At 40.4% G+C, this 26,315-nt stretch carries 23 protein-coding genes and 1 pseudogene; 15 read left to right on the top strand and 9 right to left on the bottom strand.

Annotated features, from left to right (window positions below; translation table 11 throughout):
- Positions 1-69: 69 nt before the first annotated feature.
- From HC643_RS15110 to HC643_RS15075, 8 genes are all read left to right on the top strand, one after another.
- Positions 70-1,515, top strand: coding sequence for an aromatic ring-hydroxylating dioxygenase subunit alpha (locus HC643_RS15110; RefSeq protein WP_038074573.1), 1,446 nt, complete (start codon positions 70-72; stop codon positions 1,513-1,515).
- Between the two features lie 477 nt (positions 1,516-1,992).
- Entirely contained in the window at positions 1,993-3,459 is a 1,467-nt protein-coding gene (locus HC643_RS15105; protein ID WP_038074576.1) for a YHS domain-containing protein, read from the top strand.
- 92 nt (positions 3,460-3,551) lie between these two features.
- A complete protein-coding gene (locus HC643_RS15100) occupies positions 3,552-3,800 on the top strand; it encodes a toluene-4-monooxygenase system B family protein (protein ID WP_038074579.1) in 249 nt (82 codons plus the stop codon).
- On the top strand, positions 3,793-4,155 hold the full coding sequence (locus tag HC643_RS15095; RefSeq protein ID WP_202048621.1) for a monooxygenase system ferredoxin subunit: 363 nt from the start codon (positions 3,793-3,795) through the stop codon (positions 4,153-4,155). Before HC643_RS15100 ends, HC643_RS15095 begins: the two co-directional genes overlap by 8 nt.
- 15 nt (positions 4,156-4,170) lie before the next feature.
- Positions 4,171-4,455 (top strand): MmoB/DmpM family protein, encoded by a 285-nt coding sequence (locus HC643_RS15090; protein ID WP_038074581.1) that lies wholly within the window; start codon positions 4,171-4,173, stop codon positions 4,453-4,455.
- 9 nt (positions 4,456-4,464) lie between these two features.
- Entirely contained in the window at positions 4,465-5,496 is a 1,032-nt protein-coding gene (locus tag HC643_RS15085) for an aromatic/alkene monooxygenase hydroxylase subunit beta (protein ID WP_038074583.1), read from the top strand.
- 152 nt (positions 5,497-5,648) lie between these two features.
- The gene (locus tag HC643_RS15080) at positions 5,649-6,776 is read left to right on the top strand and encodes a pentapeptide repeat-containing protein (protein WP_038074585.1); all 1,128 of its coding nucleotides are present in this window, start codon (positions 5,649-5,651) and stop codon (positions 6,774-6,776) included.
- A gap of 431 nt (positions 6,777-7,207) precedes the next feature.
- Complete coding sequence (locus HC643_RS15075; RefSeq protein ID WP_038074587.1) at positions 7,208-8,203, top strand: endonuclease/exonuclease/phosphatase family protein; 996 nt, start codon at positions 7,208-7,210, stop codon at positions 8,201-8,203.
- A 150-nt stretch (positions 8,204-8,353) separates the two neighbouring features.
- On the opposite strand, the gene HC643_RS42575 is transcribed toward HC643_RS15075, so the two are convergent.
- The 4 genes from HC643_RS42575 to HC643_RS15055 all read right to left on the bottom strand — a co-directional run bounded on the left by HC643_RS42575 (position 8,354) and on the right by HC643_RS15055 (position 14,800).
- Positions 8,354-8,752, bottom strand: coding sequence for a DUF3011 domain-containing protein (locus tag HC643_RS42575; protein ID WP_072040752.1), 399 nt, complete (start codon positions 8,750-8,752; stop codon positions 8,354-8,356).
- Positions 8,753-9,094: 342 nt separating this feature from the next.
- Positions 9,095-10,414 carry a hybrid sensor histidine kinase/response regulator gene (locus HC643_RS15065; RefSeq protein ID WP_038074838.1) on the bottom strand — a complete coding sequence of 440 codons (1,320 nt, stop codon included), beginning with the start codon at positions 10,412-10,414 and terminating at the stop codon, positions 9,095-9,097.
- A gap of 50 nt (positions 10,415-10,464) precedes the next feature.
- The gene (locus tag HC643_RS15060) at positions 10,465-13,278 is read right to left on the bottom strand and encodes a hybrid sensor histidine kinase/response regulator (RefSeq protein ID WP_038074843.1); all 2,814 of its coding nucleotides are present in this window, start codon (positions 13,276-13,278) and stop codon (positions 10,465-10,467) included.
- Between the two features lie 157 nt (positions 13,279-13,435).
- On the bottom strand, positions 13,436-14,800 hold the full coding sequence (locus HC643_RS15055) for a lipid-A-disaccharide synthase-related protein (protein WP_038074594.1): 1,365 nt from the start codon (positions 14,798-14,800) through the stop codon (positions 13,436-13,438).
- 155 nt (positions 14,801-14,955) lie between these two features.
- Here HC643_RS15055 and HC643_RS15050 point away from each other — a divergent pair, with 155 nt between their 5' ends.
- From HC643_RS15050 to HC643_RS15020, 7 genes and pseudogenes are all read left to right on the top strand, one after another.
- A complete protein-coding gene (locus HC643_RS15050) occupies positions 14,956-17,004 on the top strand; it encodes a BamA/TamA family outer membrane protein (RefSeq protein ID WP_038074595.1) in 2,049 nt (682 codons plus the stop codon).
- A 193-nt stretch (positions 17,005-17,197) separates the two neighbouring features.
- A complete protein-coding gene (locus tag HC643_RS15045; protein WP_038074596.1) occupies positions 17,198-17,494 on the top strand; it encodes a hypothetical protein in 297 nt (98 codons plus the stop codon).
- A gap of 2 nt (positions 17,495-17,496) precedes the next feature.
- Positions 17,497-17,907 (top strand): PIN domain-containing protein, encoded by a 411-nt coding sequence (locus tag HC643_RS15040; RefSeq protein ID WP_167844691.1) that lies wholly within the window; start codon positions 17,497-17,499, stop codon positions 17,905-17,907.
- 69 nt (positions 17,908-17,976) lie between these two features.
- Positions 17,977-18,240: a hypothetical protein gene (locus tag HC643_RS15035; protein WP_038074599.1), complete on the top strand. Its 264-nt coding sequence runs from the start codon at positions 17,977-17,979 to the stop codon at positions 18,238-18,240.
- Positions 18,221-18,628, top strand: coding sequence for a type II toxin-antitoxin system VapC family toxin (locus HC643_RS15030; RefSeq protein WP_038074602.1), 408 nt, complete (start codon positions 18,221-18,223; stop codon positions 18,626-18,628). The genes HC643_RS15035 and HC643_RS15030 overlap by 20 nt, the downstream gene beginning before the upstream one ends.
- A 126-nt stretch (positions 18,629-18,754) precedes the next feature.
- Positions 18,755-18,976, top strand: a pseudogene (locus tag HC643_RS41370) (IS4 family transposase); the annotation flags it as partial.
- 336 nt (positions 18,977-19,312) lie between these two features.
- A complete protein-coding gene (locus HC643_RS15020) occupies positions 19,313-20,968 on the top strand; it encodes a serine/threonine protein kinase (RefSeq protein WP_038074604.1) in 1,656 nt (551 codons plus the stop codon).
- A gap of 230 nt (positions 20,969-21,198) precedes the next feature.
- Here HC643_RS15020 and HC643_RS15015 read toward each other — a convergent pair whose 3' ends face one another.
- The 5 genes from HC643_RS15015 to HC643_RS14995 all read right to left on the bottom strand — a co-directional run bounded on the left by HC643_RS15015 (position 21,199) and on the right by HC643_RS14995 (position 26,171).
- Positions 21,199-22,239, bottom strand: a complete 1,041-nt coding sequence (locus HC643_RS15015; RefSeq protein WP_038074607.1) for an SGNH/GDSL hydrolase family protein — start codon at positions 22,237-22,239, stop codon at positions 21,199-21,201.
- A 351-nt stretch (positions 22,240-22,590) separates the two neighbouring features.
- Complete coding sequence (locus HC643_RS15010; protein WP_038074609.1) at positions 22,591-23,487, bottom strand: DNA-methyltransferase; 897 nt, start codon at positions 23,485-23,487, stop codon at positions 22,591-22,593.
- A 12-nt stretch (positions 23,488-23,499) separates the two neighbouring features.
- Positions 23,500-23,880 (bottom strand): DUF5615 family PIN-like protein, encoded by a 381-nt coding sequence (locus HC643_RS15005; protein WP_167844864.1) that lies wholly within the window; start codon positions 23,878-23,880, stop codon positions 23,500-23,502.
- Between the two features lie 5 nt (positions 23,881-23,885).
- On the bottom strand, positions 23,886-24,116 hold the full coding sequence (locus HC643_RS15000) for a DUF433 domain-containing protein (RefSeq protein ID WP_038074615.1): 231 nt from the start codon (positions 24,114-24,116) through the stop codon (positions 23,886-23,888).
- Positions 24,117-24,329: 213 nt separating this feature from the next.
- A complete protein-coding gene (locus HC643_RS14995) occupies positions 24,330-26,171 on the bottom strand; it encodes a DUF262 domain-containing protein (protein WP_038074618.1) in 1,842 nt (613 codons plus the stop codon).
- Positions 26,172-26,315: the final 144 nt, after the last annotated feature.

Genomic DNA, 26,315 nt, shown 5'->3' with positions numbered 1-26,315 from the left:
TCACCCAATTTGTTAAAAAATTGTTACATTCTGAGTAGAGAAATTATTAAAAATATTGTTAATTGCACCATGTCGAGCAGCATTCTCCAGTCAGAGGAATCACCTCTTTCAGTCACTTCTCAAACTCAAGACAAAAAAGAACTCCCCAGTGGCGGGCTCGACCCAGATCGGTTTGATTGGCATGAGGTTTGGTATCCCGTCCATTACATTGAAGATTTAGACAAATCCCAGCTAACTCGTTTCACTTTACTAGAGCGGGATATTGTCATTTGGTGGGATAACAACGAACAGATGTGGCGAGCATTTGTAGACCAATGTCCCCATCGCTTAGCTCCACTTTCCGAGGGGAGAATTAACGAAGACGGTTTACTCGAATGTCCCTATCATGGCTGGGCATTTTCAGGAACGGGTAAGTGCGATCGCATTCCGCAGCAGGCTCCGGGAAACAAAGCAGAAGTTTCTCAACGTGCGTGCGTCACTTCACTTCCTACCACAGTTCGTCAAGGACTGTTGTTTGTTTATCCCGGTTCTCCAGAGAATGCGTCTAACACCAAAGTCCCGGTGGTTGACGTCTTGGACGAAGAACCCGAAGGTTGGGTTTGCCTCAATACCTTTCGAGACATACCTTATGATGCCCTGACCTTGATGGAAAACGTCCTCGATACCAGTCATATTCCTTACACCCACCACCGGACAGTTGGTAACAGAGCCAATGTCTCTCCTGTAGAGTTGGAAATCGTAGAATCGGGAAAATGGGGATTTAAAGGAATTTGGGCGGAAGGTCCGCGCAAAGGGACTTTAGGTCGCCAGGATACTAACTTCATTGCTCCTGCTATGATGTGGCATGACCTCACTTCCAAACAATTTGGTAGGACGATGACCGTCGTCTACGCTACTCCCATACGGAAGGGAGAATGTCGGTTATTTGCGCGTTTTCCCTTTAAGTTTTCCTCAAAATTACCAGGGCTGTTTCTGAAACTTACTCCGCGCTGGTACTCTCACATCGGGCAAAATAGCGTGTTGGAAGATGACCAAATTTTCTTACATCACCAAGAACGGTATCTAGAACAACGTGGTGGGAGTGCTAACTTTACCAAAGCATTTTATTTACCAACCAAAGCCGATTTGTTTGTATTCCAGCTGCGTTCCTGGGTGAATCAATATAGTATCGATCCTTTTCCACAAACGACTCTACCACCGGCATTGCCCAAGGAAATTTTACTGGATAGATACCACTCTCACACAAAGAAATGTACCAGCTGTAGCAAGGCTTTAAGTAACTTGCAACGATTGCGGGTGGGAGTCGCTGCAGTGACAGGGTTAGTTTGGGCGCTGCTTCCTTTGCTAATGTTTGTTTACCCTCAAGCAAATATCATCACCATTAGCTCTCTAACCTTGGCTGTTATTGGCGGTGCTGCTATTTGGTTTAGTTTGGGCAAATTGGAGCAGCGATTTTATCAAGGACGTTCAATTCCTCCCAGGAATTTGCCTGAGAAAGCGATCGCCAAGCAGTGACGGGCGATTGAAAAAACCTCACGTGGCAGGTTTTAAGCTGTTCGCTAGAATCTATGTATTTTGCTGAGATTTTGCGATCGGTCAATGGATAAACTTCTTAACCGTTCCATCCAAGCAGGAACGGTTTTTAGTTGTTCTTCAGCAAGCTTTTAGCTGAAAAAGTGCATAACTGAATTTTCGCACTTATGGATATAGAAGGAAAACGACTCAAGTTTTTACGCATTCATATACTCATCTATTTGTCAATCATTAAGCAGTATAAAGCTATTAGTACGCCTTTAGAACTTTAGGTTAAATTACGGTGATATGGGAATAAGACCATTTCTCTTAAATTAGACTGTAGATTAAAAAAGTTCGTAGTTGCGCTATAGCACCGCAATCAAGGATGTGTAGCGTCTAATTTAGAGATTTCAAACCCATTTTTCTGATGAAAAAAGTTTGAGCGCATAAATCTAAACAAATGGGGAACTAGTTTCTATGCCTAAGCTCAATCGCTCTGATTGGTATGATTTGGCTCGTGATATGAATTGGAACTTTAAGTATGTCACTTACGATCGCGTGTTTCCTGAAGAAATTGCTGGGGACTATAAAGTTCCAGAAAAGGATTGGTATGTATGGGACGAGTCTTACAAAATTACCTACCGGGAGTACGTTCACAATCAATATGAAAAAGATATGGGCGTATATTCGGTCAAAACAGCGTTGGATCGCTCCAAATTGTTTGAGCAGCTCGATCCTGGTTGGGTTTCTTCGCTCAAAGCTCATTACGGTGCTATGGTGATTCCAGAAATTCTTTCAGTCATAGGGGAAGCGCGTATGAGCCGCTTTGGGAGGGCGGCGGCGTGGCGGAACATGGCGCTGTTTGGAACCCTTGACGAAATGCGTCACACCCAGATCCAGCTTTTGTTTGCTCACGGACTGTTAAATAAAGACATCCAGTTTGACTGGGCTCATAAAGGAGTCCACACGAATGAGTGGGGAATTATTGCTGCCCGTCACTTGTGCGATGATATGTTTACTGCAGCCGATCCGATCGCAACAGCAATACAGTTAACGTTTACTCTAGAGACTGGTTTTACCAACGTGCAGTTTTTAGGTATGGCTGCAGATGCTCTGAATGTAGGTGATGTTGAATTCGGAGCGCTGATCTCAAGCATTCAAACAGACGAATCCCGTCACGCCCAACAAGGTGAACCTACTTTAAAGATTCTCCTCAAACAAGGCAAAGACTTACCACAAAAGTTAATTGATACAATGTTTTGGCGATCGTGGCGTATCTTTGCTCTGCTGACTGGTTTGTCAATGGATTACTACACCCCTTTGGAGCATCGCCAGAAGTCTTTTAAGGAGTTTATGGAAGAATGGATTATTCAGCAATTTGTAGCTCAGTTCCGCGATTTTGGTCTTGAACTTCCTTGGTACTGGGAGACATTTCTGGAAGAATTAGAATGGTACCACCACGCCCTACACTTGGGTGTTTGGATTTGGCGTTCAACATTGTGGTGGAATCCAGATGCGGGCGTTTCTCAAGCGGAGCGTGAATGGCTCCAGTCAAAATATCCTAATTGGGAAAAGCAGTTTGGTCCATACTGGGATACACTTACCGAAAATATTCGCAACAATCGCCTCGATCGCACTTATTCCGAAACTTTCCCAGTCACCTGCAACCTTTGTCAATTGCCAATAGTTATTCTACCATCAGCAACTGAAGCACCGAAACCAAAGAAAGTAAACTACAAAGGACGCGTCTACAATTTCTGCTGCGAACCTTGTCAGTGGATTTTTGAACAAAATCCAGAACGATACGCCGGACATCTATCGATAGTAGATCGCTTGCTTTCCGGTCACATACAGCCTCCCACGCTAGAAGGGGCGTTAGCTTACATGGGTCTGACGCCGGAAACATGCGGAGATGACGCAGATAAATACACATGGGCATCATAAAAGGATAGTTCATAATTTGGAATTTGCCATTGGATAAGCCATTATGAATGACGAATTCCAGATCCAATCACAGGTCAAGCAAGAAAAATATTATGGCAACAATACCACTTATGGCAGGATTTCGGGGCGACTTTGCACTCATCCTTGCGTTCGTAGAAAATACAGACACAATGGATGTAGTGGCTCAGAAAGTAGCTCATCATGTCATTGGCAAAAGGCTTCCTTCCAAAAAAGCTTCGATGAAAGTTAAACATAACGAGCGCGTGCTTGAATCTCATGTAACAGTCGCACAAGCTAACATTCAACCCCAAGATTATATAGAGGTTTTTTACGATGAGTGAGACCCCCAACATGAAATGGGTTAAAGTTGTTAGCTATGATGACATTTGGGAAGGCGAAATGCTTGATGTCGAAGTTGATGGACAAGATATTTTATTAGTACATTGCTTGGGAGGTCACCTTCAAGCTTATCAAAGTAGGTGTCCCCATCAAAAAATTCCTCTCAGTGAGGGGAATTTTGATGGCAAAGAGATCGAATGTCGCGCACATTTGTGGAAATTTGACGCTGCTTCAGGCAAAGGTATAAATCCCGAAAATTGTCAATTACTTGCTTATGCAATCAAAGTTGAAAGCAATGAAATTTATATTGGTATACCACAAGGAGAAAACACTGAAAAAACGTTTTTTAAAGTCTAATTTTTCAGGAATGTTATGATGTCAACGAAACTCGTTGGTCCTGTTATCCGCCACAGCGAGATAGCAGAAGCCTTGATTGCAGCTATTGAACGTGATAATCCAGATACTTTTGTATATGTCGATGACCGTGGAGGTTACATCCGCATTCATACTGAAAAATATTGCAGAGTAACTCGCAAAACTTTAGAAGCAATTCTTGGTCGTTCCTGTCCGCTTTCACAACTAGAGCATACTTTAGCGACTTTTGCAGGACGCATTAAATCTGGAGAAGAAGAGATTGTTTGGTATTTAGAAAATTAGAGAATTATCATGTCAAGTCAACGAAAGTCACAGAGAAGAAAACGTCGTACTTGGAGCTTGTTTGGTGAGTTACAACGAATTCCCAGTGAATATGAAATTGTTACTCATAAACTACACTATCATTTTCGACGCGAACCAGCTCCTTTTGAAATAGACCCAAACGTTCCTATTAACAATTGGTACTTAAAGTACCGTGAAGGCTCTCCATTTCAGGTGGATGATTGGGAAAACTTTCGCGATCCTTTTCAATTAACATATCGCAGCTATATTCAACAACAAAAAGAGCGCGAAACATACATTGATAATTTAATTGATGAATTTGAGCGCAAAGATAGCGATACGCATCTGAGTAAGAACTGGGTAGAAATTCTAGAAAGGCTTTATATTCCCTCTCGTTTTTCCACTCATGTCCTGCAAATGGTCGCCCAATATATTGGGCAAATGGCACCTTCAGCTTATATTAGCAATATGGTTCATTTTCAAGGAGCAGATGAATGCAGGCGCATACAACGCAGTGCTTACCGCACAAAAGCACTTTCCCTAGTTCACAATCCAGATTTGGCTTCTAGTGAAAAAACGCGTCTTATTTGGGAAGAAGACTCTGTTTGGCAACCCATGCGCGAGTTTTTAGAAAAATTATTAGTCACATACGATTGGGGAGAAGCTTTTGCAGGACTAAATTTGGTAGCCAAGCCCTTGTATGATGAGTTGATGCTGAATGAACTTGGTAAACTCGCTGAACTGAATGGCGATCGCCTGCTGACATATATAAACGGCGATTTGGCTCTTGACAGTCAGCGAAGTCGGGATTGGACGCAAGCACTCGTGAAATACGCTATTGAACACCGCTCTGAGAATCAACAGTTACTTCAACAATGGGTGAACAAATGGATACCACTAGCACACCGTGCGGTGGAAGAGTTAGCAACTGTCTTTAACAATGCACCCCATCCCAACAAACCAGATGAAGTGACGCAAAGTGTTATTGGATTGCATCAAGCTTTTCTTGACACTACATTAGGATGCTCTCAATCTCTATAAAAATTATGTCACGCAAAGATGCTAAGAAGATCTTCGCAACAAGTGCGCCTTTGCGTGAGCTTAAATAACTCATTAACTAAATTTGATATTATCTGTCAGAAATTGGGAACTTTAATCATGGATATAACCATATACTTTTAAAATTATCTCTCATGAACCCAGACAAGACGCAGAATCAGAAGAAGCCAATTTGGCTGACGAAGCAAAAACTTTTGATAGGACTTGCTATTGCTGGAGCTATTGCAATTCTTCCTGAGTTATATCGGGTTAATTGGATTGGATTTGGACCGGACTCGAATAAATCAGTGACAACAAAGGAAGTTATAAATCCTAAAGATGGAAAAATTATCAAGCTTACAGAGACAACTGAGCACGAACAATCAGCCAAAACTCTTTGGGACTGGTTGGGGTTAGTTGGTACACTCGCAATTCCGATTGTGCTTTACCAATTTCAACGTAGCGAACACGAACAGGTAGATACCAATTCCCGTGAAGAGGCTGTGCTTGGTTATTTTAAGCATATATCAGAGCTGTTGATAGATAAAGAATTGAAACTGTTGATGACTAAAAAATTAGAAACAACAGACTTTAAAGACCCCAAGCTCAATGCGTTACTCGATGCTTCCCGTGCATGCACGCTATCAATGCTTCGCAGGCTGAATCAAGATGGAGAACGTAAAGGGCGTGTGATCCGCTTTTTAAGCGATGCAGAACTTATAAGTGAGTTGAACTTGGAGCTAGCTGACTTAAGTTATGCAAACCTAAGTAATGTCAAGCTCAAAGGTGCTAAATTGGGCTACGCCAACTTAAGCAATGCCAACTTAAGTGTAACCGACTGTCGCATCATCAAGAAAATCAAGAATGCAACTTTTTTAGAAGATTTTGCTGACACGGGAGTACAACTATACTGTGCTGACCTGAGCAATGCTAACCTTAGCGATCGCTTCTTGCCAAATACCTGTCTAAAAAGTGCCATTCTCATAAATGCCATTTTAAAAAATGTTTGCTTCAGTGGGGCGGATTTAAGTAATGCGAACTTGCAAGAAGCCAACTTTACTAATGCCAATCTCAGCGGTGCTAACCTAAGTGGTGCGGACTTACGAAAAGCCAACTTTACTGGTGCGGACTTAAGAGGGGCTATTTTACCCAACGGGGAAACCTATGCATTCCCAAAGCAGCTTCAGCAATTTGGGGTTCAAGCTAACTCCTTACCAACACTACTAGAGACGTCCGAATTCACACCAACAACAAACGCTTTACCAAAGTTGGGATGCGAGTAGCAGCCAGAATCGATGTAATTTGTGCTCGACTGATTGACCTAACCTTAAGTCTAGTTAATACCTAATCTTTTACTTAGATTTAATCTGAACTTAAGACTGGTGACAAAATAGAGTGAAGTCTAATAGATTTAATTCCGCTATAGCTGAAAATTACTAGCTTGTAGACCTACTTCTAAAGAAAGTATTAATACACTTGCTTTTTCTAAGCAAATCAGTAACAATTCATTTGTTTGTTATTGTTTTAACATAAAAACAATAATTAAAGTAAGATTTGAGATGCACTACTCATTCATCTGTTCTCTAAACTACTAACAATTAACAACTTCTTTACAAAGTTAGGTTTTTTCACATCCATCTACTTAGATTAAGTCCGCTGTTAGATAAACTAGACCATTCCATAGCAAAATCTATCTGCAATATCTGGAGAAAACATGACATTATTTAAAGTCATGACTTGGAATGTAGAGAATTTATTTCGCGTTGGCAGTGAATTTGGTCCCAGAACCCAACAAGAGTACACGCAAAAGCTGAAAAGCTTAGCTGACGCGATTTTGGCTCTAGATCCTCATGTATTGGCTGTTCAAGAGATTGGTGATTTGGAAGCATTTGACGATCTTGTAGCACGACTTCAGGGGCGCTATCCACACACACGCATATCTGAATTTCCAGATCCGCGTGGAATCCGTGTTGCTTTTCTTTCAAAATTGGAAGTTGAGGAGCATGAGGACATAGTAGATTTTCCTGAAGGTAGCCTCATCAAAATACTCTCTCAAGAGTCTGAAGATACCATAACTGAAACGACTCGTATGAGTCGGGGTTCTCTCCGCATTCTTGTCAAACCCAAAGTAGATTTTCCCGTTCATCTTATCAATGCTCATTTGAAATCTAAACTGTTGACTTTTCCTTCAACCGCAAACCAGCCACGATTTACGCCTACAGATGAAAATGAGCGCAGCCGAGTTGCTGGATTGGCACTTTTAAAGAGAACAGCAGAAGCTGTCGCATTGCGTGTCAAAGCAAATGAGTTATTGGAAAAGAATAGCACCGAGGGTCTGATCGTCTTGGGAGATATGAACGATGTCCCATCTGCTGCTACAACCCAAATTCTCCAAGGTCCAAGTGGTAGCGAGATAGGTACAAATGGGTTTAATCGTCTAGATGAAGGAGATGACACCAGATTATTTAACTTAGCTTCTCTAATTTCTGAGGAGCGGCGATACTCCCGGATTAATCAAAGCAACAAAGAGCTAATCGATCATATCTTTGTCAGTCAAGAGCTACTACCGGGTGAACCTCGCAAATTACCAACAGTAGACAGTCATGTCGATGTTATAAATGCGCTCTCTTCCATCAACAACGATCCAAATTTAAGACGGGGAAAACCGGGTTCTGACCACGCACCTATCACCGCAATTTTTGACCTGTAACCAATTCAACCAACTTTAATAGGTCGGCGATCGCAAAGTGACTCTTTCAGGGCTTACCTCAAATATCAGCAAACTCAAAAGGAGTACAAACAAGATGCAATTGACGCTCGAATTTGGGAAGCTGATACTATAAAAACGTCATCGTTCTGCCTATCTGCGGTATCTATCATTTCTGTCGTATCTATCATTTCTATCGTATCTATCATTTCTATCGTATCTACCATTTCTATCGTATCTACCATTTCTGTCGTATCTATCATTTCTGTCGTATCTGGGCTCGCTTACGGAAAACTCTGCTCGACAACCATTCCTCACCCAAATACGGTTTCTACTATAGCCCCAATTTCCCCTACAACTACGATCGGATAATTGCCTAACAAACCTAACACGACCTCGTGTATCGATCGAACAAGTATTCCTCTGATTATTGCGGCTTTCACAAGTGATTGTGCTTTGAGCAGAAGCCGAATCAGCAAAGCTAAAAAGTGTACCTACACTAAGGCTGGTAGCTATAAAGGTAGCAGCGATTATCGGAAACCGGATGACCATATATATTAAGCCTTTTTCTTGCAGAATGAAAACTATTTATAATCATTATCTCACTTGTTAAAAACACTTACCTGTATCTAAAGTCATGAATTTATAAGTTCTATGGGTGACTACGATCCTAAAAAACACATTTTCCCTTTACTCAATTAGGATGTGTTTCTCAGGAGCATTGATAGCTCTGTCTTTTGAAATCCGTTGTTAATTAGAATACTGGTTAGTTGAAACCACTAAAATCTGACGATTTCGTAGCTAGCATTGATGAACGAAACTCAACACGCTCAAAGGTTTCGTTTAGTTTCGCTACCACTTTGCCTAATAGGTCGGATGAGAAATCCACATCCTTCAGACAAGTGGTAGTTCAATGGAAAACTTAGTACCCTCTCCCCATTTAGACTCAAAACTAAGTTGACCGCCATGTCGCTCTACAACAATTTGATAAGCGATCGATAAACCTAAACCCGTTCCCTTACTCATCGGTTTGGTGGTAAACATTGGTGCAAAAATTTGCTGCTTGACTTCTTCTGTCATTCCTTTACCATTATCGGTAATACAAATTCTTACTTTTTTCTCATCAGGTTGTTCGGTTAAAATACTGATACTTGGCTGAGTTTTACATTGAGCATCTTCATTTGTACCTTCGCTGTCAAAGCATTCCTCAACTGCGTCAATGGCATTAGCCAGTAAATTCATAAACACTTGATTGATTTGTCCTGGATAACACTTGACTTCTGGTAAGTTGTCATACTGTCTGATGACTTGAATTTCCGGACGACTATCTCTAGCTTTTAAGCGATGTCTTAAAATAACGAGAGTGCTGTCTAACCCCAAATGCAAATTTGTAGGAACTTTTGTCCTGACATCCAATCGCGAGAAGTTTCGTAAGGATACGGAAATATCTTTAATGCGATCGCTACTCAATTCCATCGAATTCAGCAGTTTCTGAAAATCCTCAATCACAAACTCAATGTCCTCTGCTTCTAGTGCTTGCTGTAGCTCTGGTATTTCCGGGCAATATTGTTGGTAAAGTTTTACAACTTTAGTCAGAGAAGCAAAATAGTGGTTTGCGGGAGCAAGATTGCTGATAATACAACTAATAGGATTGTTGAGTTCGTGGGCGACTCCTGCAACTAACTGACCCAACATGGATAATTTTTCCTGTTGTACGAGTTGTACTTGCGCCTTTTGTAAAGCTGCGCTACGTTCTACAACTCTTTGCTCCAACTCTTGAGTTAATTGCGTTAATTGAAAGTTCTTTTCCTCAAGAGATTTCTGCAGTTTTTGCAATTGCAACTGGGCTTTGACTCGTGCTATCACCTCTTCTTCTTCAAAAGGTTTAGTAATATAGTCCACCGCTCCTAAAGACAACCCTTTGACTTTATTCTCTGTATGAGCCAAAGCTGTCATAAAAATTATGGGAATTCCTTGAGTCAAAGGATCGGCTTTTAACAAATAACAGGTTTCAAAACCATTAATTCCAGGCATTTCCACGTCTAGAAGAATCAAGACTGGCGGTTCTTGCTTGATTTGCTTAATAGCACTGTCCCCATCGGCGGCTAACCGTATTTTCAACCCAACATTTTTTAAAGCTTGCTTTAAAACAGATAAATTTGTGGGATTATCATCTATAATGAGAATAAATTCCTCTGTTACATGGTTTGTCATAAATAAAAAAATTATCAAAAACTCGAAAATAAAGCAAAATTTTTTTAAAATTAGTTATTTGTAAAATATTGTCCGAGAAATTCCTGAACTTGTTTCACTTGACAAGCCTCTGCTAATTCAATTAACTTGTCAGTAAACGGAACGTACTTGGTATCTTGTTGTTTGAGCGTTTCAGCTATTGCTGTGAGTTCATCAAAATCTCCTTTTTGAGATAATTCGTAGAGTTGCGCGAGTATATTTGCTTGTGGTAGTTCAATTTCACAAGGATAGACTTGAGAATTTTTTGATGTTTCATTTTTCCTTAAATTGTCTTGTTGTTGCTCTTGATAAACCCATTCCAATTGCAGATGTTTGCCAAGCATTGCTAACAACATATCAGCCTGAACGGGCTTCGGTAAAAATTCACTAGCACCCGCTTCCATACTCTTGAACAGATCGGTATCGAATACACTAGCTGAGGATGCGATCGCGACAATATTTTTCAGTTCTGGAGATTGCTGTAACTGCTTGAGTAACTCAAAGCCATGCATGACTGGCATGACTAAATCAGTTATAATTACGTCAGGCTGCAAAATTTTAGCTTTCTCTAAACCTTGTTCTCCATCACTCGCTTCAGCGACTTCAAAACCAATTGGTTCTAACATATTAATAATAACAGAGCGGTTTTCCCATTTGTCATCTACAATTAGAACTTTTCGTTTTGCTCCTTGATAACCAGCAATTGTACCGTAGAGAGTTACTCTCGCTCCCACCAACCAATCCTGTGATTCTTGCAACTCTACATCAAACCAGAAAGTACTGCCCTTGCCCAATTCACTTTCTACTTTCAAAGTGCTACCCATAAGTGATACAATCCTGTTGCTAATAGGTAAACCCAAACCCGTACCTTCCGACTGCTTTTTTATATCACCCACTTGTTCAAAAGGTACAAAGATTTTCTGCAATTGTTCTTCTTGTAAACCAACTCCCGTGTCTTGAACTTGAAACCGAACTATCCTAGTTATAAGTTTTGTAGGTGAATTTTGAACAGCGTCTTGTTGGGTCATTTCATAGTTTTTCAAAACAGAAACACTAAAAGTTACTCCTCCCGTATCAGTAAACTTTACAGCATTACCCAGTAGATTAATTAAAACCTGACGCAATCGTTTCTCATCAGCATTAATACTTTGTGGAAGATGGGCATCTGCGTGATAAATAAATGTAATACCTTTTTGCTCCGCACGAAGACGACAAATTTCTACAACACCTTCTAAAAAGGATAAAAAATGAAAATTATTTGGATAAAGCTCCATTTTCTGAGCTTCAATTTTTGAAAGGTCTAAAACATCATTAATTAAAGTTAACAAATGAGAACCGCACTGATAAATAATTTCAATTCCCTTACGACCTTTTTCCGTTAAAGCTTCCGAACGACGCAAAATTTGTGCATATCCTAAAATGCCATTTAATGGAGTACGGAGTTCGTGGCTCATATTTGTCAAAAATTCGCTTTTGGCTTGATTAGCCTTATCTGCAGCTTCTTTAGCTGCTTTGAGTTCCACAGTTCGCTCATCCACTCGCGCTTCTAGTTCCTGATTCGTCTTTTCTAAAGCACGGAAGGATTCACGTAGCTGTTGTGCCATTTGGTTAAAAGAAGTTGACAATATGCCCAATTCTGCTATGTTTCCTACCTCTACTTTTTGGTCTAAATTCCCCTTGGCTATAGCAGCAGAAGCTTTTTTCAAGCGCAAAATAGGACGGCTAATCCAACGAGAGGTGAAAACACCAAATACAGAAGCTAGCACTAAAGCTCCCAAACACAAAAAAATCGTAGTGCGGGTATTGTTATTGATGCGTTCCATAAAGTCCGATTCGGGTACCACAACCACAATAAGCCAGTCAATTCCCCGACCATCTTGTAAAGGAACCACTTGCACGAATTGTCGTTCGCCATTAAAGATAAAATCTATCTGTCGGCTACTGGTGATGGTATTGAGGTTTCCTACAGACTTTTGTAACGACCGGGCTGTAGCGCGAATTATGGGATTGTTAGCATTCTTGGCTTCAATTCTCTCTAGCTCTTTTCCTTGAATGGCAAACGATTCTTTGATAACCGAACTAGCTACCAAATTCCCAGATCGTTCGATAATAAAAGTTTGTCCCATACGACCTATCTCGATCTCTCGCAGGAAGCGATGAATTTGCTTTATATCAAATAAGTTGTTCACAACTCCAAGGATCTGACCTGTGTCACTGTATACGGGATTGTTCAAAGAAATCGCTACAGATGAATGACTCACGCGCTTAAAAAACTCACTCCAAATTGGTTTCCCTACTTTCACCGCCGCTTTATACCAAGGTCGAGTCCGCGAGTCGTAGTCTAGGGCTTCAATCAACTTAATTCTTCTACCTTGATTGTCGAGCTGATAAACGTTTCTTTTTGGGGCAGTTTTTTGGTCTTTATATTTGAGAACAATTTCACCATCAACTTCACGTTCAACTCCAACAGATTCTCCTTGAACACTACTAAATTGAATAAAGTTCACTATGTCTTGTTGCACTAAATACCATAAGTAACGCTCTAATTCAGAATAGTCAGTTCTGTTAATTTGCCAGCTTTTGATACTAGAAGCCACCACTTCATTCATCTTATGGGGTTCATCCAAGTAAGTCAGAATCTGGTGTTTAATGCGTTGGCTTGTTTCACTTCTCAATTGAGTCGCAACGTCGTTAACGGCTTTTTGACCGTTGCGTAGCGACAGCCATCCGGTAACTCCCACTGCTGTAAAGACTTGCACTACAAACGGTACGACTAAAACTAGCCGAAGCGACCATTTTTTATTTGCAGAGATTTTTTTATCTCTATTGGTTGTGGAGGTGTTCACTTGGCATTCCAAATTAAGGATGGTTCCTGAGGTATAGTGTTCCCGTTTTTTGAACCATCCTATCAAGCACAACCTAAATCAAAAAGATACGTTACAATTCCTAGAGTTATAAAGTCAAAAATGTAACTCTTTTTTTGCCGTTTATCCTAGTTTCATCCTAACCTAATAGCTCCATGAAACAGTCAGCAATACGTTTAGCAGCACCTGGTTTTCCCATCCTTCGCACGCCATTTTCTGCAATGACTTGTAAAGTATCGGGATTGTATAAAAGACTTCGCACGACACTAGCAGTCGCAGCCGGGTCTTGAATGAGAATGACTGAGGGTCCTAAAAGACGGCTTTGGGCTTCAGCAAAGGCGGCGGTAAACTGAGGACCCTTTCCGGGAAAGATAATTGCAGGTTTGCCCAGACCTACAAATTGTTCTGTTGCCGTTCCAGCCATTGCAATGGCTAAATCTGCCATATGCAAGCAATCGTTATATGCATTTTGAGTCAGTACAAAATAAGCATTTTTCTGCTTAAATGACAGGGCATTTCGATCGGAAATTTTTACTGGTAGTTCTGCATGGGGACGCCAACCTTGAGATTGCAGCATTTGGCGCATACTTTCAAAATGCAAGCTCGGAGCGATCGCTCCCAAGAAGACGACTGTCTTAGAGAAATGTCCCATAAAATCTCTTTCCTGGAACAATTCCATCACACTAGAAACTGCGATCGTAATTTGATGCCAGTTATTGTAAGCTTCAGGAGGACGGGAACCAGGTAGCAGAGTCACAACCAGAGGGCGAATAACTTCCTGTTGTTCTGCATCAAGGTTGTAAAATCGTTGAGTTGGAAAAGATGGTTCCAAGCCATCCATCATCGGGTTACCCATATCAAACGCAGGAATGGAGAAATTTTTCAAGACCTCTGATGTGAGTGCATCTCTTGGAAATACGGCTTTGCAACGAGGACGGCTCATCAGCAAGCGTTCCCAAGGGTGATAAACCGAGCCGGAAAAGTGTTCCAACCATGTCGCTTGGTTTTTCCGTTTCAATATCCCAATTTCATCTCTCACGTAATATTCCGATTTTGCCGTTCCCACAAAAGCATAGTTGGTATTACTTAAAGATGCAAATAACAATGGAACAATATCTCCTACTGCCAAAATAGCATTTTTATACCCCAAGCTTTGTTGCGTGTTAACCCAGTTGCGTATTGTTTTCTGTTGATCGAGCGTCAGTTGTAACAAACCACCGCCCACATCTCGCAGGAATTGGCGTCCATCCATATATATAAAACCACCTGAGGGCATGGTGCGTACCGAACCAATAATGGGAATATCTAACTGATGGTAGGCGTGTCCCTCTCCCACGATTGGTAAGGCAAAAATCTCTGGGGGATTGGGCTGTTGCTGAAGTTCCTGCAAAATACGAACGGCGATGACATCTTCCCCGTGTCCGTTACTAATAGCAAGTAATCGCAAGCGAGAAGTTTCGTTTTGGTACTGAGAGGCTAGGGGGAGTTGTGATAGATCGCTCATAAGAAACAAAAACTTAAAATGAACTGTCTTGTGGGATAAGAGGGATACATGGGGGTATCAATTAATCGGCGAAGCAGCTGGAAGTTAGTACTATCCCCATCGCCCAACCTCTGTAGAGCATTACACACTAACTCCCAGTAAATCAGGCTAGTATTATGCGAGTTTCTTCTGCTGCAATTTTCACCCTAGCGACTTTGACGGCTAGCAACGTCACTCAACAAGCAATCGCTGCTCCTTCTAATGTTCCCACTCAAGGAGAGAATGTCAACAACGTAGTCGTTCCCACTGCTGAAGAAACACCCTTACCCTCGGAGGCGATCGCCAAACCAGAAAATATAGTCATCGAACAATTTTCTCAAACACCGGGAACAAGTGGGGATAGGGTAGACAAGGGGGACACGGTAGAATTTTCTCCCTCATCTTCCTCATCGCCCAATCGCCAATCCCCAGCCCCGAGTCCCGCTAACGACCTAGTCGTGACAGCCACAGAGGTAAAAATAGAGGGTGCAACTGAAGAATTAGAGCAAATTATTCGTAGTAAAATTAAAACCCAAGCTGGTGGTGAAACGAGTCAAACTCAGTTACAGCAGGATGTTGCAGCTATTTTAGATACGGGTTTATTTATAAATGCTCGCGTTAACAGTAGTACGACACCAACAGGTTTGAATGTTGTCTATCAAGTTGAACCCGTAATTGTGCGTTCCATTCAACTTTCTGGAGCTAAAGCACTGACTTATCAAGTTGCTTGGGAACGTTTTCAATCCCAAGTAGGAACAGCCATCAGCCCCAATGCTTTGAAAGCAGTCGTGGAACAAATCAATAAATGGTACGCTGATAATGGTTATAAAATTGCACGAGTCATATCAATCACCCCAAGTCAAGATGGGATTTTGACTGTCAACGTTGGCGAAGGTGTTATTGGTAGCGTTCAAATTCGCTTTGTGAACGAAGAAGGTAAAACAGTTGATGATAAGGGTCAGCCTGTCAGAGGACGCACCAAACAAGATTTCTTGCGCCAACAACTGAAACTGAAGTCGGGTCAACTCTTTCAAGAAAGTGTAGTCAAGCAGGACTTACAGCAACTCTATAAAACGGGATTGTTTGAAAATGTGAATGTTGCTTTAGAGGGTGATGCGACAAAACTAGATGTCATTTATCAACTGAAGGAAACAGGCGCACGTTCTGTAAACGTAGGTGGTAATTACAGTGCTGACCAAGGGATAGTAGGTACGCTCAATTATAATGACCGAAATGTTGGTGGAAGTAACGATACATTAGGTGTCAATGTTCAAGTTGGTCGTCGCGATATTCAGTTTGAAAGTAAATTTACTAGCCCCTACCGCGCATCAAATCCAGACCGCTTGGGTTACAGCATAACTACCTTTCGCAAACGGGGACTTTCTGACACTTTTGATGGTGATGTGAAACTGGCTGATGGCGATCGAATTCGGGAAGGAAAGATTGGAGGTAGTCTGAGTTTCACCAGACCAATTGATGATTGGGATACTTCTTTAGGTTTCAATTATACCCGTGTCAGCATTCGCGATCGCGAAGGTAATATCACACCCTTTGACGAACAGGGAAATCAACTGTCTTTTAGCGGTACTGGTATTGATGATTTAGCTACCGTGTCTTTCACTGCTACCAAAGATTTCCGCGATAACCCCTCAAATCCAACAAGTGGTTCCATACTGAAACTGAGTACCGAACAATCAATTCCGATTGGAAACGGACAAATTTCCATGAATCGAATCAAGGCAAACTACACTCAATTTCAACCCATTCAGCTATTTGAATCTAAAAAACCGCAAGTCTTTGCTTTGAACTTACAAGCAGGGACAGTGCTTGGCGATTTACCACCCTATGAAACCTTTAACTTAGGCGGTCCTAATTCTGTACGGGGTTATGATGGTGGTGATATTGGTAGCGGTCGCACTTACGTCTTGGCTTCTGCAGAATATCGCTTCCCCATTCCTATTTTGGATGCGTTGGGCGGTGTCGTATTTGCTGATTTTGCCTCTGATTTAGGGTCTGGCGATACTGTGTTGGATAATCCTGGTGGGGTTCGGAATAAACCAGGAACTGGTTTTGGCTATGGGGCTGGTCTGCGTTTTGATTCTCCTTTGGGTCTGATTCGGGCTGACTTTGGTTTAAATGACCAAGGTGAAAGCAGATTGCATTTTGGTATCGGTCAGCGTTTTTAATAAAATCGGCGTCAGTCCGCAACGCAAGCTGAGTTGGAGTAGTTCAAGGAAGCATTCCCGCGCAAAGCGCGGGAACGAGGAACTAATGGCTGGTCATTGGTCACAAGTCAACTGTAGATGCCTTGGACGCAGAGGGAGGGGAGAAGTTGTTAAAGTAATATTTAGATAAGATCTAAAAAATTCGTGGTAAGTTATGCAAGAAGTTTTTGAAGAAAAAGAAATCCTTTTATCTCATATATGTCAAATAGTCAAGAATTTAATTCAAGGAAATAATTTATATCAGGAAAGATTAAATACAGATGAAATGATTCAACTTATAGCAAATCTGTTTAAGAGATTTTCAACTGAAGAACTTAAAGCTATCACTAATGATGATTTAATTAAGAGAATTGACAGTATTTTAGTACTAGAGGCTGTTTCTGGAACGTTAAATGATTTAACACCAGAACAAATAAAAATGTATGAGGAAGCTGTGGAAAGGAGATGGTAGGAATGAGCTACCTCCTAGATACAAATATGGTTTCCTATATTTTGAAGAAAAATGACAAACTAAAAAAGAAATTAGAGAATGTTCGGAGTCAGGGTCAAGAAGTATTCATAAGTTGCATAGCGTATTATGAGGTCAAAAGAGGTCTTTTATATGCCAATGCCACAAGACAGCTGTCTGACTTAAATGAATTGTGCAGACAATATAGGGTTTTATTCTTAGATGATATAGAAATTATCGAGAAAGCCTGTGAAATTCATGCAAATCTAAAAAAAAGAGGTACACCCATACAAGAGGCAGATATATTAATAGCAGCAACGTCAAAGAAGCGAGGCTTAATTCTAGTTTCTCATGACTCTGATTTACAAAGAGTTTCGGAGATTACTTTAGAAGATTGGCTGCAAGCAGAATCTTAAGTTTGGCAGATATTGACGCTCGTACACATAAATATAACAATACTTAACTACTCAACAATAAATTGGTATATGGAATCCTCAAATTTACGGACAAAGCTTTTATCAGAAATCAATCTCATACCCGAAGATAAGCTGGAAGACTTATATAATTTTATTCATTATTTTCGAGTTGGTGTAGAGGCATCTAAAGATACGCCCAATAAAATTATGCAGTTTGCTGGTTGCTGGAACGATATGTTAGATGAAACATTTGCTGACTTCAGTGAAGAAATAATTGCACGTCGCCAACAGGCTTTTTTGGAGAGAAGAAGCGATGAAACCAGCCTTGGTTGATACTAACATTTTATCCTTATTTTTTCGCAATCACCCCTTAGTAGTTGAAAAGTTTGATGCATATATTAAAGAATATGACAAAATCAATATCAGCATCATTACCTATTACGAAATAATTAGCGGATTGAAGCATCGTGACGCACAGAAACAACTAACATCTTTTTTAGAATTTGCCTCATATAATACAGTTGTATCTCTAACTACAGACTCTGCAACGATTTCTGGTGATATTTATGCCACTCTTAGAAAAAAGGGGACACCAGTAGACGATATCGATATTCTCATTGCAGGAATCGCTATCACTAATGATTTGATTCTTATAACTAATAATCGGAGAGATTTTGAGAAAATTGATGGCTTAGAAATCGAAGATTGGAGTCATGGATAGGCATATGTAATATTTCACATTCTAGCTTTATGCGTCTTTAACCGTCTTTGTGCTTGTGAAGGATAACGAAAAACTGGAGTCGGCGAAGCAATAACTTAATATCGTGTCCGATTTCGCACAAACTCCGGTATAACTCTTTTTTATGTTGCTCATCAAAAAGGTAAGGCAACTGACCCTATCAAATATTTTACTGCGCCAGAAAATCAAGATTTAGGCATTGTTAAACGACAACGAAAACCAAACGTTAGGTTAATTGTCGCACCCTTCCCCTAAAAGCAACGAGGCACTTCTGAATTTTTCTTTCAAGCACCTTCTAAAATTTCCTTGACAACTGGCTTACAACCTTAACTTGTGACCAATGGTGGCTGGTTATCGATCGTGTGTCACTGACAGGGTTGGGTGGGTAGCCCTCCCAATCGAAGGTGCAAGATGTCAGCTGACGTACTTTTTCTCGCAGCCGCCCTGAGTGGCTGAGTGCTAAGCAGTAAGTATATGATAGTGGTAAAAAACAAAGTGGAGCATCTGCAAGGTGAAGCGATTCTCAAATGTGAAAAATTGAGTAGGATTTGCGATCGCTAAAAATTCAGGTTAGACTCAGGACTCGAAACTGGAGTTTCCGGTTTTGTGTTTTAAAATGCGGTACTAATATATCCACGTTTATTGACTCAGCACTCAGGACTCCATATGCTAGCAGGTACAACCTTGCAGGGTGGCAAATATACTCTAGACCAGGAAATCGGTCGGGGAGGCTTTGGTATTACATTCAAAGCAACTCATCACTACTTACATCACGTTGTGGTGATTAAAACTCTTAATGAGAAATTGCAACAGCATCCTTCTTTTGCTAAGTTTCAAGGTCAATTCCAAGATGAAGCCAGACGGTTGGCGACGTGTGTCCATCCAAATATTGTCAGGGTGAGCGACTTTTTTGTTGAAAACGGTTTGCCTTACATGGTGATGGAATACATTCCTGGGGAAACTTTGGCACAAGCATTTGTCATTCCAGCAATACCTCTGCAAGAAAGTGTAGCAGTTCATTATATCCGGCAGATAGGAGCAGCACTACAGGTTGTTCATCAAAATAATCTGCTGCATCGGGATGTCAAACCGGATAACATTATCCTTCGTGCAGGAACTCAGGAAGTCGTTCTGATTGATTTTGGGATTGCACGGGAGTTTAATCATGGAGCAAGGCAAACTCACACGGGGATCGTCTCAGAAGGTTACTCGCCGATCGAGCAGTATATGTCGCAAGCACCTCGCACTCCCGCAACGGATGTCTATGGTTTGGCAGCAACATTATACGCTCTGCTGACAGCACAAGTTCCCACTCCAGCATTACTGCGCGATCGCGAACCAATGCCTTCCCCTCGGGAGTTACAACCCTACTTAAGTGCGTCAGTCAATCAAGCAGTGATGAGGGGTATGGCAGTAGAATCTCGTTTTCGTCCCCAAACTGTTACAGAGTGGCTGCAATTACTACCTAACAGCAGCATAAATGCAGCTCCTCAATCAGTCACTACCCAAACAGTACCGACTATCGATTTATCAGCAGAACCACAAATTGCAAAATTACCTCAGAAGGTAACTCCTCACGAAGGAGAAACTGCACCACCTCCAAGCAAATCTCATAAAGGCAACAAAAAATTCTCACCCAAGGTTTTAATTGGTACGGGTGTAGCTCTTGTAGCAGCTACAACGAGTTTTGCCATCACGACTGCAATTAACAAAAATCAATCGCCATCACCACAGCAAACAGAAGAGAAGCGCAATAATAACGCCGTATTTGAAAATACACCCACAGCAAATACAACACCACTTTCAGGTCAAGACAGCAACACAACTAACAGCAATAACACCAATACATCTGAAGTGAAAACTACGCCAACTTCTAGTTCCAGTTACAAGCGGCGCAGGCGCAATCGTCGGACTTCACCAGAACAAGAACCCTCACAACAAACAACACAAGAGTCAACCAAAACCAACTCTAGAGAATCCGTAAATCCACAAAATCAAAATCAACAACCAACACAAGAAGCATCGGAACAAAGACAAGAAGCAACTTCACCAAGCACTGACTCTTCAAGTAAATTAAGAGAGACGTTGAGGAAATATCGCGATCGTAATGCTTCCCCATCATCTTCAGACAATCAATCACCACGTTCAAGTGGTACTTCTGAAACATCCCCACCCGCCAACCAGCCAAATAATTCTTCAAACAATTCTCCTGTTGTAGTCCCCGAACAACGATCTAACACTGAATCCAAACAACCCGATTCATCCTCTGTAGTAGTCCCAACACAAGAACAAGCACAACCCAACCCATCTACTAATAATTAAAAACTTCCCTTTTCTCAGCGCTCTCAGTCCCTCTGCGGTTCATTAAAATTGTCATAAATTCCGATTACAAACTGCTTGTCTTTGCATTGCGTCTTTGCTTGAATTTAGCGATCGCTTTATCGCTCGGACATCATATTAAATAGAAATATAGGGTGGGCATTGCCCACCCTCAGTAGATTTCAAAAATTAAATCAAATTTTCATATTCCACAAACATCAAATTTTCGCGCATTATTGGCTGTTAACTATTGACTCTTCTGAATAAATCTTATTCTCAGAACTTAACTTAAACTCCACTTGCCGTAAAGCTGATTGCCAAACTTCATATCCTTCGCGACTCAGGTGCAACCCATCAGTCGTTAGCTCCTCACGCAGATTGCCACGAAAATCTATAAACCATTGATAAAGATTTAAATAATAAGCATTTTCTTGTTTAGCAATAAGAGCTAGATGATGATTGATGTTACGAACACGCTTATTAGGAATGTTTGGTAAGCGAGTCGGTAAAATGGATTGGACAAAAATCTTAGCGTGTGGATGAGATTCCCGCAAGCTACGGAGCATTTTACGATGATTGCGTAAAATGACTTCATCTGTCAGCCCTCTCCGCAAGTCGTTGATTCCTGCCATTACGTAAATAACATCTGGTTTCGTTGCAGAAAAAGCCGATAGCCTTTTGACAATACCACCAGAAGTATCGCCAGAAATTCCCTGATTTAGCCACAATCTATCTGATGGTAAACTCTCTTGAGGAAACCATAAACTTAAAGAATCTCCCAGTAAGATACCCAGGCTGTTTTTACCCTGTCCTCGTGCCATGGCTTGAGCTTCCAAAGACAACAAGCTTTTCCAATCCTCATAAGTCAGTTGGCTTTTATTTGCTGCTATCAACAACGACTGCAAGCGTTCGTTGGGAAAGTTTGTATGAGTTTGACTGCTTTTCAGTTCGAGCAATCTTTGATGGTAAAGTTGACGCCCAGATACAGGTCGGCGACTGTACGTAGGTTGAGTATTAAAATGGAAAGATGACTCAGTCGGTTTTGATAATATCGGTTTTGATAATATCTGATTATTGCTAAACTCAGGTACAGAAGGTATCGAAAGATCGACACTAGGCACTATTTTTCCACCTACATCATGCTGCGTGTTGTCCTCTAAATTCCATAAAACTCCACTATTTTTTGCTTGAATAACTGATAGTTGTGGAATAGTTGATGCTGGTATTACCACTCCTGTTAACAAACCTGCTGCCAACAGATAAAAATCCTTCATTGTTTACAATTGCTCCTCCACTTGCTGCTTTTCCCTATTGACAGCATGAACTAACTGAGTTCAGGACAATTTCACGTAATTTTACTTATTATTTTTATTCCTAGAATTTAGGTTTGTAAAGATATGCAGGATTTTATTTATCATCTTTTCAAAGTTTCTTCGTATAAGTAGATCTGTCATGTTAGTAACATTAATTTTTATGTACAAGCAGTATAAAAAATGTTCTGAACCAGGCAAAACAAGTGTAGTGGTACTGCTTTTCTGTAAAGAATAGTCAAATAATACACTAGCTTTTTATTGATGTCCACACAGATGCAACCGGAAAACGTTTGTATAACAGTAGTTTTTATTCTATAAACTTGCGAACCTATAGCGACTGCCCATCACATAATCTTCATTAATTTCAAAAGAAATCCATTGTCGTTGTAAGAGTTCTGCAACAAAGCCAGTAGTGTTAGAACCTGCAAAAGGATCTAGCACCACATCACCTTCATCTGTTAAAAATTTGATAAAGAATTCTGCAAAGCCTTGCGGAAAACGCGCAGGATGTGGTTGAATTCCCTGAGATTTACAACGACGCAAGTAAGCACTATTTGATTCAGTATTGGCAATTTCTAATAAGTTTGGTGGAATAGCCCCTTGATTATCTTTTTGAAATTTGTCAGAAATGTCATGCCCGCTAGGACGTGTTTTTGCTTTATAACCCTTTTTTAACAATTGTTTCATACTCTGGCTGTATGGCTTTAAAACTTTTCTGTTATCCGCTTTTGGATGAGGCGTTTTTGATAACCACCAAACAACATTGACTGAATCTTTAACGCGGATTCGCCTAACTGTCACCCACTCAGCTGGGGTAGGGAGTCGGGCTGGGTTATAGTGATAAAATTCCTGAGAGAGAAAAAAACCAACTTCCTTACACAGTCTGACTAAAAGTTCGTATTGGTAAATGCTGCGTACTGGATAACCGGGGAGATATGCACCCCCTAAATCCAGAATAAAAGAGCCATCTTCTGTAAGGACTCTTTTGAATTCACGGGCAAAAGGTAAAAACCATTCTACGTATTTTTCTGCACTTTCGTTTCCGTATTCTTTTTTACGTGTCAGTGCAAAGGGAGGTGAGGTGAGGATGAGATTGATAGTATTGTCTTCTATGGATTTAATGAGTTCTCGGCTATCACCTAAGTATGCTTCTCCGTTGGTTTGAGTGTAGTAAGGGTTGTAATTTGTTCTTATCTGTTCTTGTTTCAAGTGTTTTAAATATTATTCTTCAGGTTCGGAAATGCTTGAAGGACGACGAATTCGATTCTGTATTGGATCGGCGACAACGAGACAACCTTTCAAGGTTTCTAATGGGTTTCCTTGTAAAACACGAGATAAAATTTCTGACACTATATCGCGACTATGCCTGCTAGGACGCACAAGCAATATTCCCGGATGATTTCCCGGTGGAAAACGACGAACATCTGAAAAGTCTAAATCTAAAGTAATGAAAAAGCGTCCTTCAGAACAGACTTGCTGCCAAACGATTTCATCATCAGTACCAGATAACCCTTCATCAGTGACGCGATCGGCATCATAACCTGCTTGCTGTAATAACTCAACGTGAGTTTTTGCCATATTCTCGTCAAGTTTCACCAACATTTTACTCATCGTAATGGCAGCAATTCCTCTTCTCTTGTTAATTGTGCAGCATATGCAATCGCAGCCCTAACATCTTCTAGTGAGAGTGGAGGGTACTCCCGAACAATTTCCTCATAAGTCAATCCTTCTACCAAATTATCAAGAATGACTGACACCATGATGCGTGTCCCTTTGATGCATGGCTTCCCATGACACACTTTCGGATTTATACTGATATGCTCTTGCCAATTTGTCATATATAAAATTTTGACTGATTGATTTTAATTTTACATTAGTGGAAAGGCTTAAATGACTCTCTCAAGCAGATTCTCACCCTCATAGTTTGATGTTAGCTCCATCTTAAGTAACTGCTTTTTGCAGGGTGGGCAATGCTAGCGCATTCAATGCGAACATATGAACTACTAATCTAAAGGCTGAAAATTCCTTACAAAGGATTTAGGATTACTTTACTAGATAGTAAAGATTTTTTTAGATATCTTTAATAATTTATTTCTACGTTCGTGTAAGCTCTGCTTGTTCCAGTTTGTCAATTGAGCTAACTCTCTATTTAACTTTAGATTTGACTGTTCATAGAGAGATTTTTTAGCAGAAAATGGCTTATTGCCTGCACTATTGTTGTTACGTCCTGGCCAAAAAGACAAATTGCCAATATCATTTTTTAGAGGTTCAAGCTCTTCAATGATTAATGTGCTTTTGGCATTATTTGGGTATATATGCTCAATAGTAACTTTACTTAAATCGAAAACACTCATTTCATGAGGCCTGGGTTTACCATTAGCACCCTGTGAATACCATTCAATATGATCCTCAATACTAGTCAAAAAGTGTCTAATAATCATTTTCTTTGAGGAATTCTCCTGATAGCTCAACTTTTGTACTAATAAAGCTTCAAAATTTTCATCAGTTGCGTAGTTGTCTTGTATGGTTTTTAATTCATTTCTCAAGATAGAAATTTTATATGCTTTTGGCGCTTGTCTAATTAACTTTGCATGATCGTAATATATTGAAGATATTCTTTCAGCATTTGCTCCTACAATAGTGATATAGCGAAAAGCAAACCGTTCAAGAATATCCACAATGTCTATAAAATCATTCTCCGATAAACAATGATAAGCACTTAACAGTAGGGGTATACATAGGGTATGCCTTAATACTTTGATAAGGCGTTGTAGTCTTTCTTGCTGCCAATCTGAAGCTAAAGGTTGTTGGTAGGGCCATCGCCGTTCTGATATTTCTATAAAAACTTGTTGCTCCTGCTCCATACCAGAAATAATATCTGCAACTCTTTGAGCTTCTTGGACGTCAGAAGACTCTAGAACAATTCCCTGTGAAAATTTAAATATATCGGCTCGAAATGTATCTGATAAATTTCTTTTTGCAGCACCTTTAGCTTGATGGGATGAATAGTAGTTTCTAAAAAACTGGTCTACGTCAGATGCGGGGTAACTAAGTATTTTATCCCAGCTATTTTCAGCAAGCTGTTGCTGTCGTTCATGTTTTTCTAAAAATTCTAGAGTATCTGAACGTAGTTTGTTACCATCACTTAATTCTCGCCCTCTATCATTTAATACAGCAAACAATCTGTAAGCTTCGCTTTTATCTTCACTTACAATATAAATTACATAACAATCTTCTATGACTGATTTTCGCAAGTTTAAGAGCTGATTAAGTTTTTCAGAAACACTACAGTTTGGGTTCTCAGTTAAAATTTGACCAATTAGTTTTTTATTAATAAAGTCCCAAGCTACTTGTAATTTTTTGTGGGAATCCCTTATTGAATTAGGATTACGACCATTTACTAAGTCTTCAAAAAAGACATGATCTGCTTTAGAGAGAGTTAAACGGAGGCGAGGTTGTAATTGACCATTTACCACTTCCTTGTACTCTAAATATTCTTCTTTTGTAGTGCTCGCATAAGATTGAGCAGTTTGCGAAGTTTCTGTATCCTTTTCATCTTCAGCTTCAGTAGCAAGGGACTGAAACGCTTTCACGAGTGCTGCAATTGTAAGTGTAAAAGTTGCAAGCCTTTGCTGACCATCTACTAGATCGTAAAGATTTCCAGTATAACTATTAGGTAAATGTTGTTTTATACTTACCAATCCGCCAAAAAAATGTTTTTTTGGCTTGCTAGGATTACTCTTTCTTGTATTGTAAAGCACCAGTATATCCTTAACAAAATCTTCAACCTCTTCTTGCTCCCAGTCATAGGCTCTCTGGTATTTCGGTACCTTGAAAGGAATTCGACGACAGAACAAATCACCCAAGGATGTATTTTCAGGTTGCATACCCATAGCGATCGCATCACAAGTAACTTCCCTTATTAATGTAGCTGAATGAACTGTTGTATTTGAGTAATACTTAATTTTTTTGATAAAAAATCCCCCTCCTTAAGGCGGGGGACTTTAATTATTTACTTACTACTGCCAATTCAGTCA

The sequence above is a fragment of the Tolypothrix bouteillei VB521301 genome (assembly GCF_000760695.4).
GTDB lineage: Bacteria > Cyanobacteriota > Cyanobacteriia > Cyanobacteriales > Nostocaceae > Scytonema > Scytonema bouteillei_A.
This window is presented reverse-complemented; position numbering and strand designations above follow the sequence as displayed.

Coding starts and splice junctions, on each gene's coding strand:
- HC643_RS42575 (WP_072040752.1), bottom strand. CDS start 8,752: ATGGTCATCCGGTTTCCGATAATCGCTGCTACCTTTATAGCTACCAGC.
- HC643_RS15105 (WP_038074576.1), top strand. CDS start 1,993: ATGCCTAAGCTCAATCGCTCTGATTGGTATGATTTGGCTCGTGATATG.
- HC643_RS15090 (WP_038074581.1), top strand. CDS start 4,171: ATGATGTCAACGAAACTCGTTGGTCCTGTTATCCGCCACAGCGAGATA.
- HC643_RS15085 (WP_038074583.1), top strand. CDS start 4,465: ATGTCAAGTCAACGAAAGTCACAGAGAAGAAAACGTCGTACTTGGAGC.
- HC643_RS15065 (WP_038074838.1), bottom strand. CDS start 10,414: ATGACAAACCATGTAACAGAGGAATTTATTCTCATTATAGATGATAAT.
- HC643_RS15005 (WP_167844864.1), bottom strand. CDS start 23,880: ATGTTGGTGAAACTTGACGAGAATATGGCAAAAACTCACGTTGAGTTA.
- HC643_RS15095 (WP_202048621.1), top strand. CDS start 3,793: ATGAGTGAGACCCCCAACATGAAATGGGTTAAAGTTGTTAGCTATGAT.
- HC643_RS15055 (WP_038074594.1), bottom strand. CDS start 14,800: ATGAGCGATCTATCACAACTCCCCCTAGCCTCTCAGTACCAAAACGAA.
- HC643_RS15110 (WP_038074573.1), top strand. CDS start 70: ATGTCGAGCAGCATTCTCCAGTCAGAGGAATCACCTCTTTCAGTCACT.
- HC643_RS15080 (WP_038074585.1), top strand. CDS start 5,649: ATGAACCCAGACAAGACGCAGAATCAGAAGAAGCCAATTTGGCTGACG.
- HC643_RS15100 (WP_038074579.1), top strand. CDS start 3,552: ATGGCAACAATACCACTTATGGCAGGATTTCGGGGCGACTTTGCACTC.
- HC643_RS15030 (WP_038074602.1), top strand. CDS start 18,221: ATGAAACCAGCCTTGGTTGATACTAACATTTTATCCTTATTTTTTCGC.
- HC643_RS14995 (WP_038074618.1), bottom strand. CDS start 26,171: ATGGGTATGCAACCTGAAAATACATCCTTGGGTGATTTGTTCTGTCGT.
- HC643_RS15075 (WP_038074587.1), top strand. CDS start 7,208: ATGACATTATTTAAAGTCATGACTTGGAATGTAGAGAATTTATTTCGC.
- HC643_RS15000 (WP_038074615.1), bottom strand. CDS start 24,116: ATGACAAATTGGCAAGAGCATATCAGTATAAATCCGAAAGTGTGTCAT.
- HC643_RS15035 (WP_038074599.1), top strand. CDS start 17,977: ATGGAATCCTCAAATTTACGGACAAAGCTTTTATCAGAAATCAATCTC.
- HC643_RS15040 (WP_167844691.1), top strand. CDS start 17,497: ATGAGCTACCTCCTAGATACAAATATGGTTTCCTATATTTTGAAGAAA.
- HC643_RS15045 (WP_038074596.1), top strand. CDS start 17,198: ATGCAAGAAGTTTTTGAAGAAAAAGAAATCCTTTTATCTCATATATGT.
- HC643_RS15020 (WP_038074604.1), top strand. CDS start 19,313: ATGCTAGCAGGTACAACCTTGCAGGGTGGCAAATATACTCTAGACCAG.
- HC643_RS15050 (WP_038074595.1), top strand. CDS start 14,956: ATGCGAGTTTCTTCTGCTGCAATTTTCACCCTAGCGACTTTGACGGCT.
- HC643_RS15015 (WP_038074607.1), bottom strand. CDS start 22,239: ATGAAGGATTTTTATCTGTTGGCAGCAGGTTTGTTAACAGGAGTGGTA.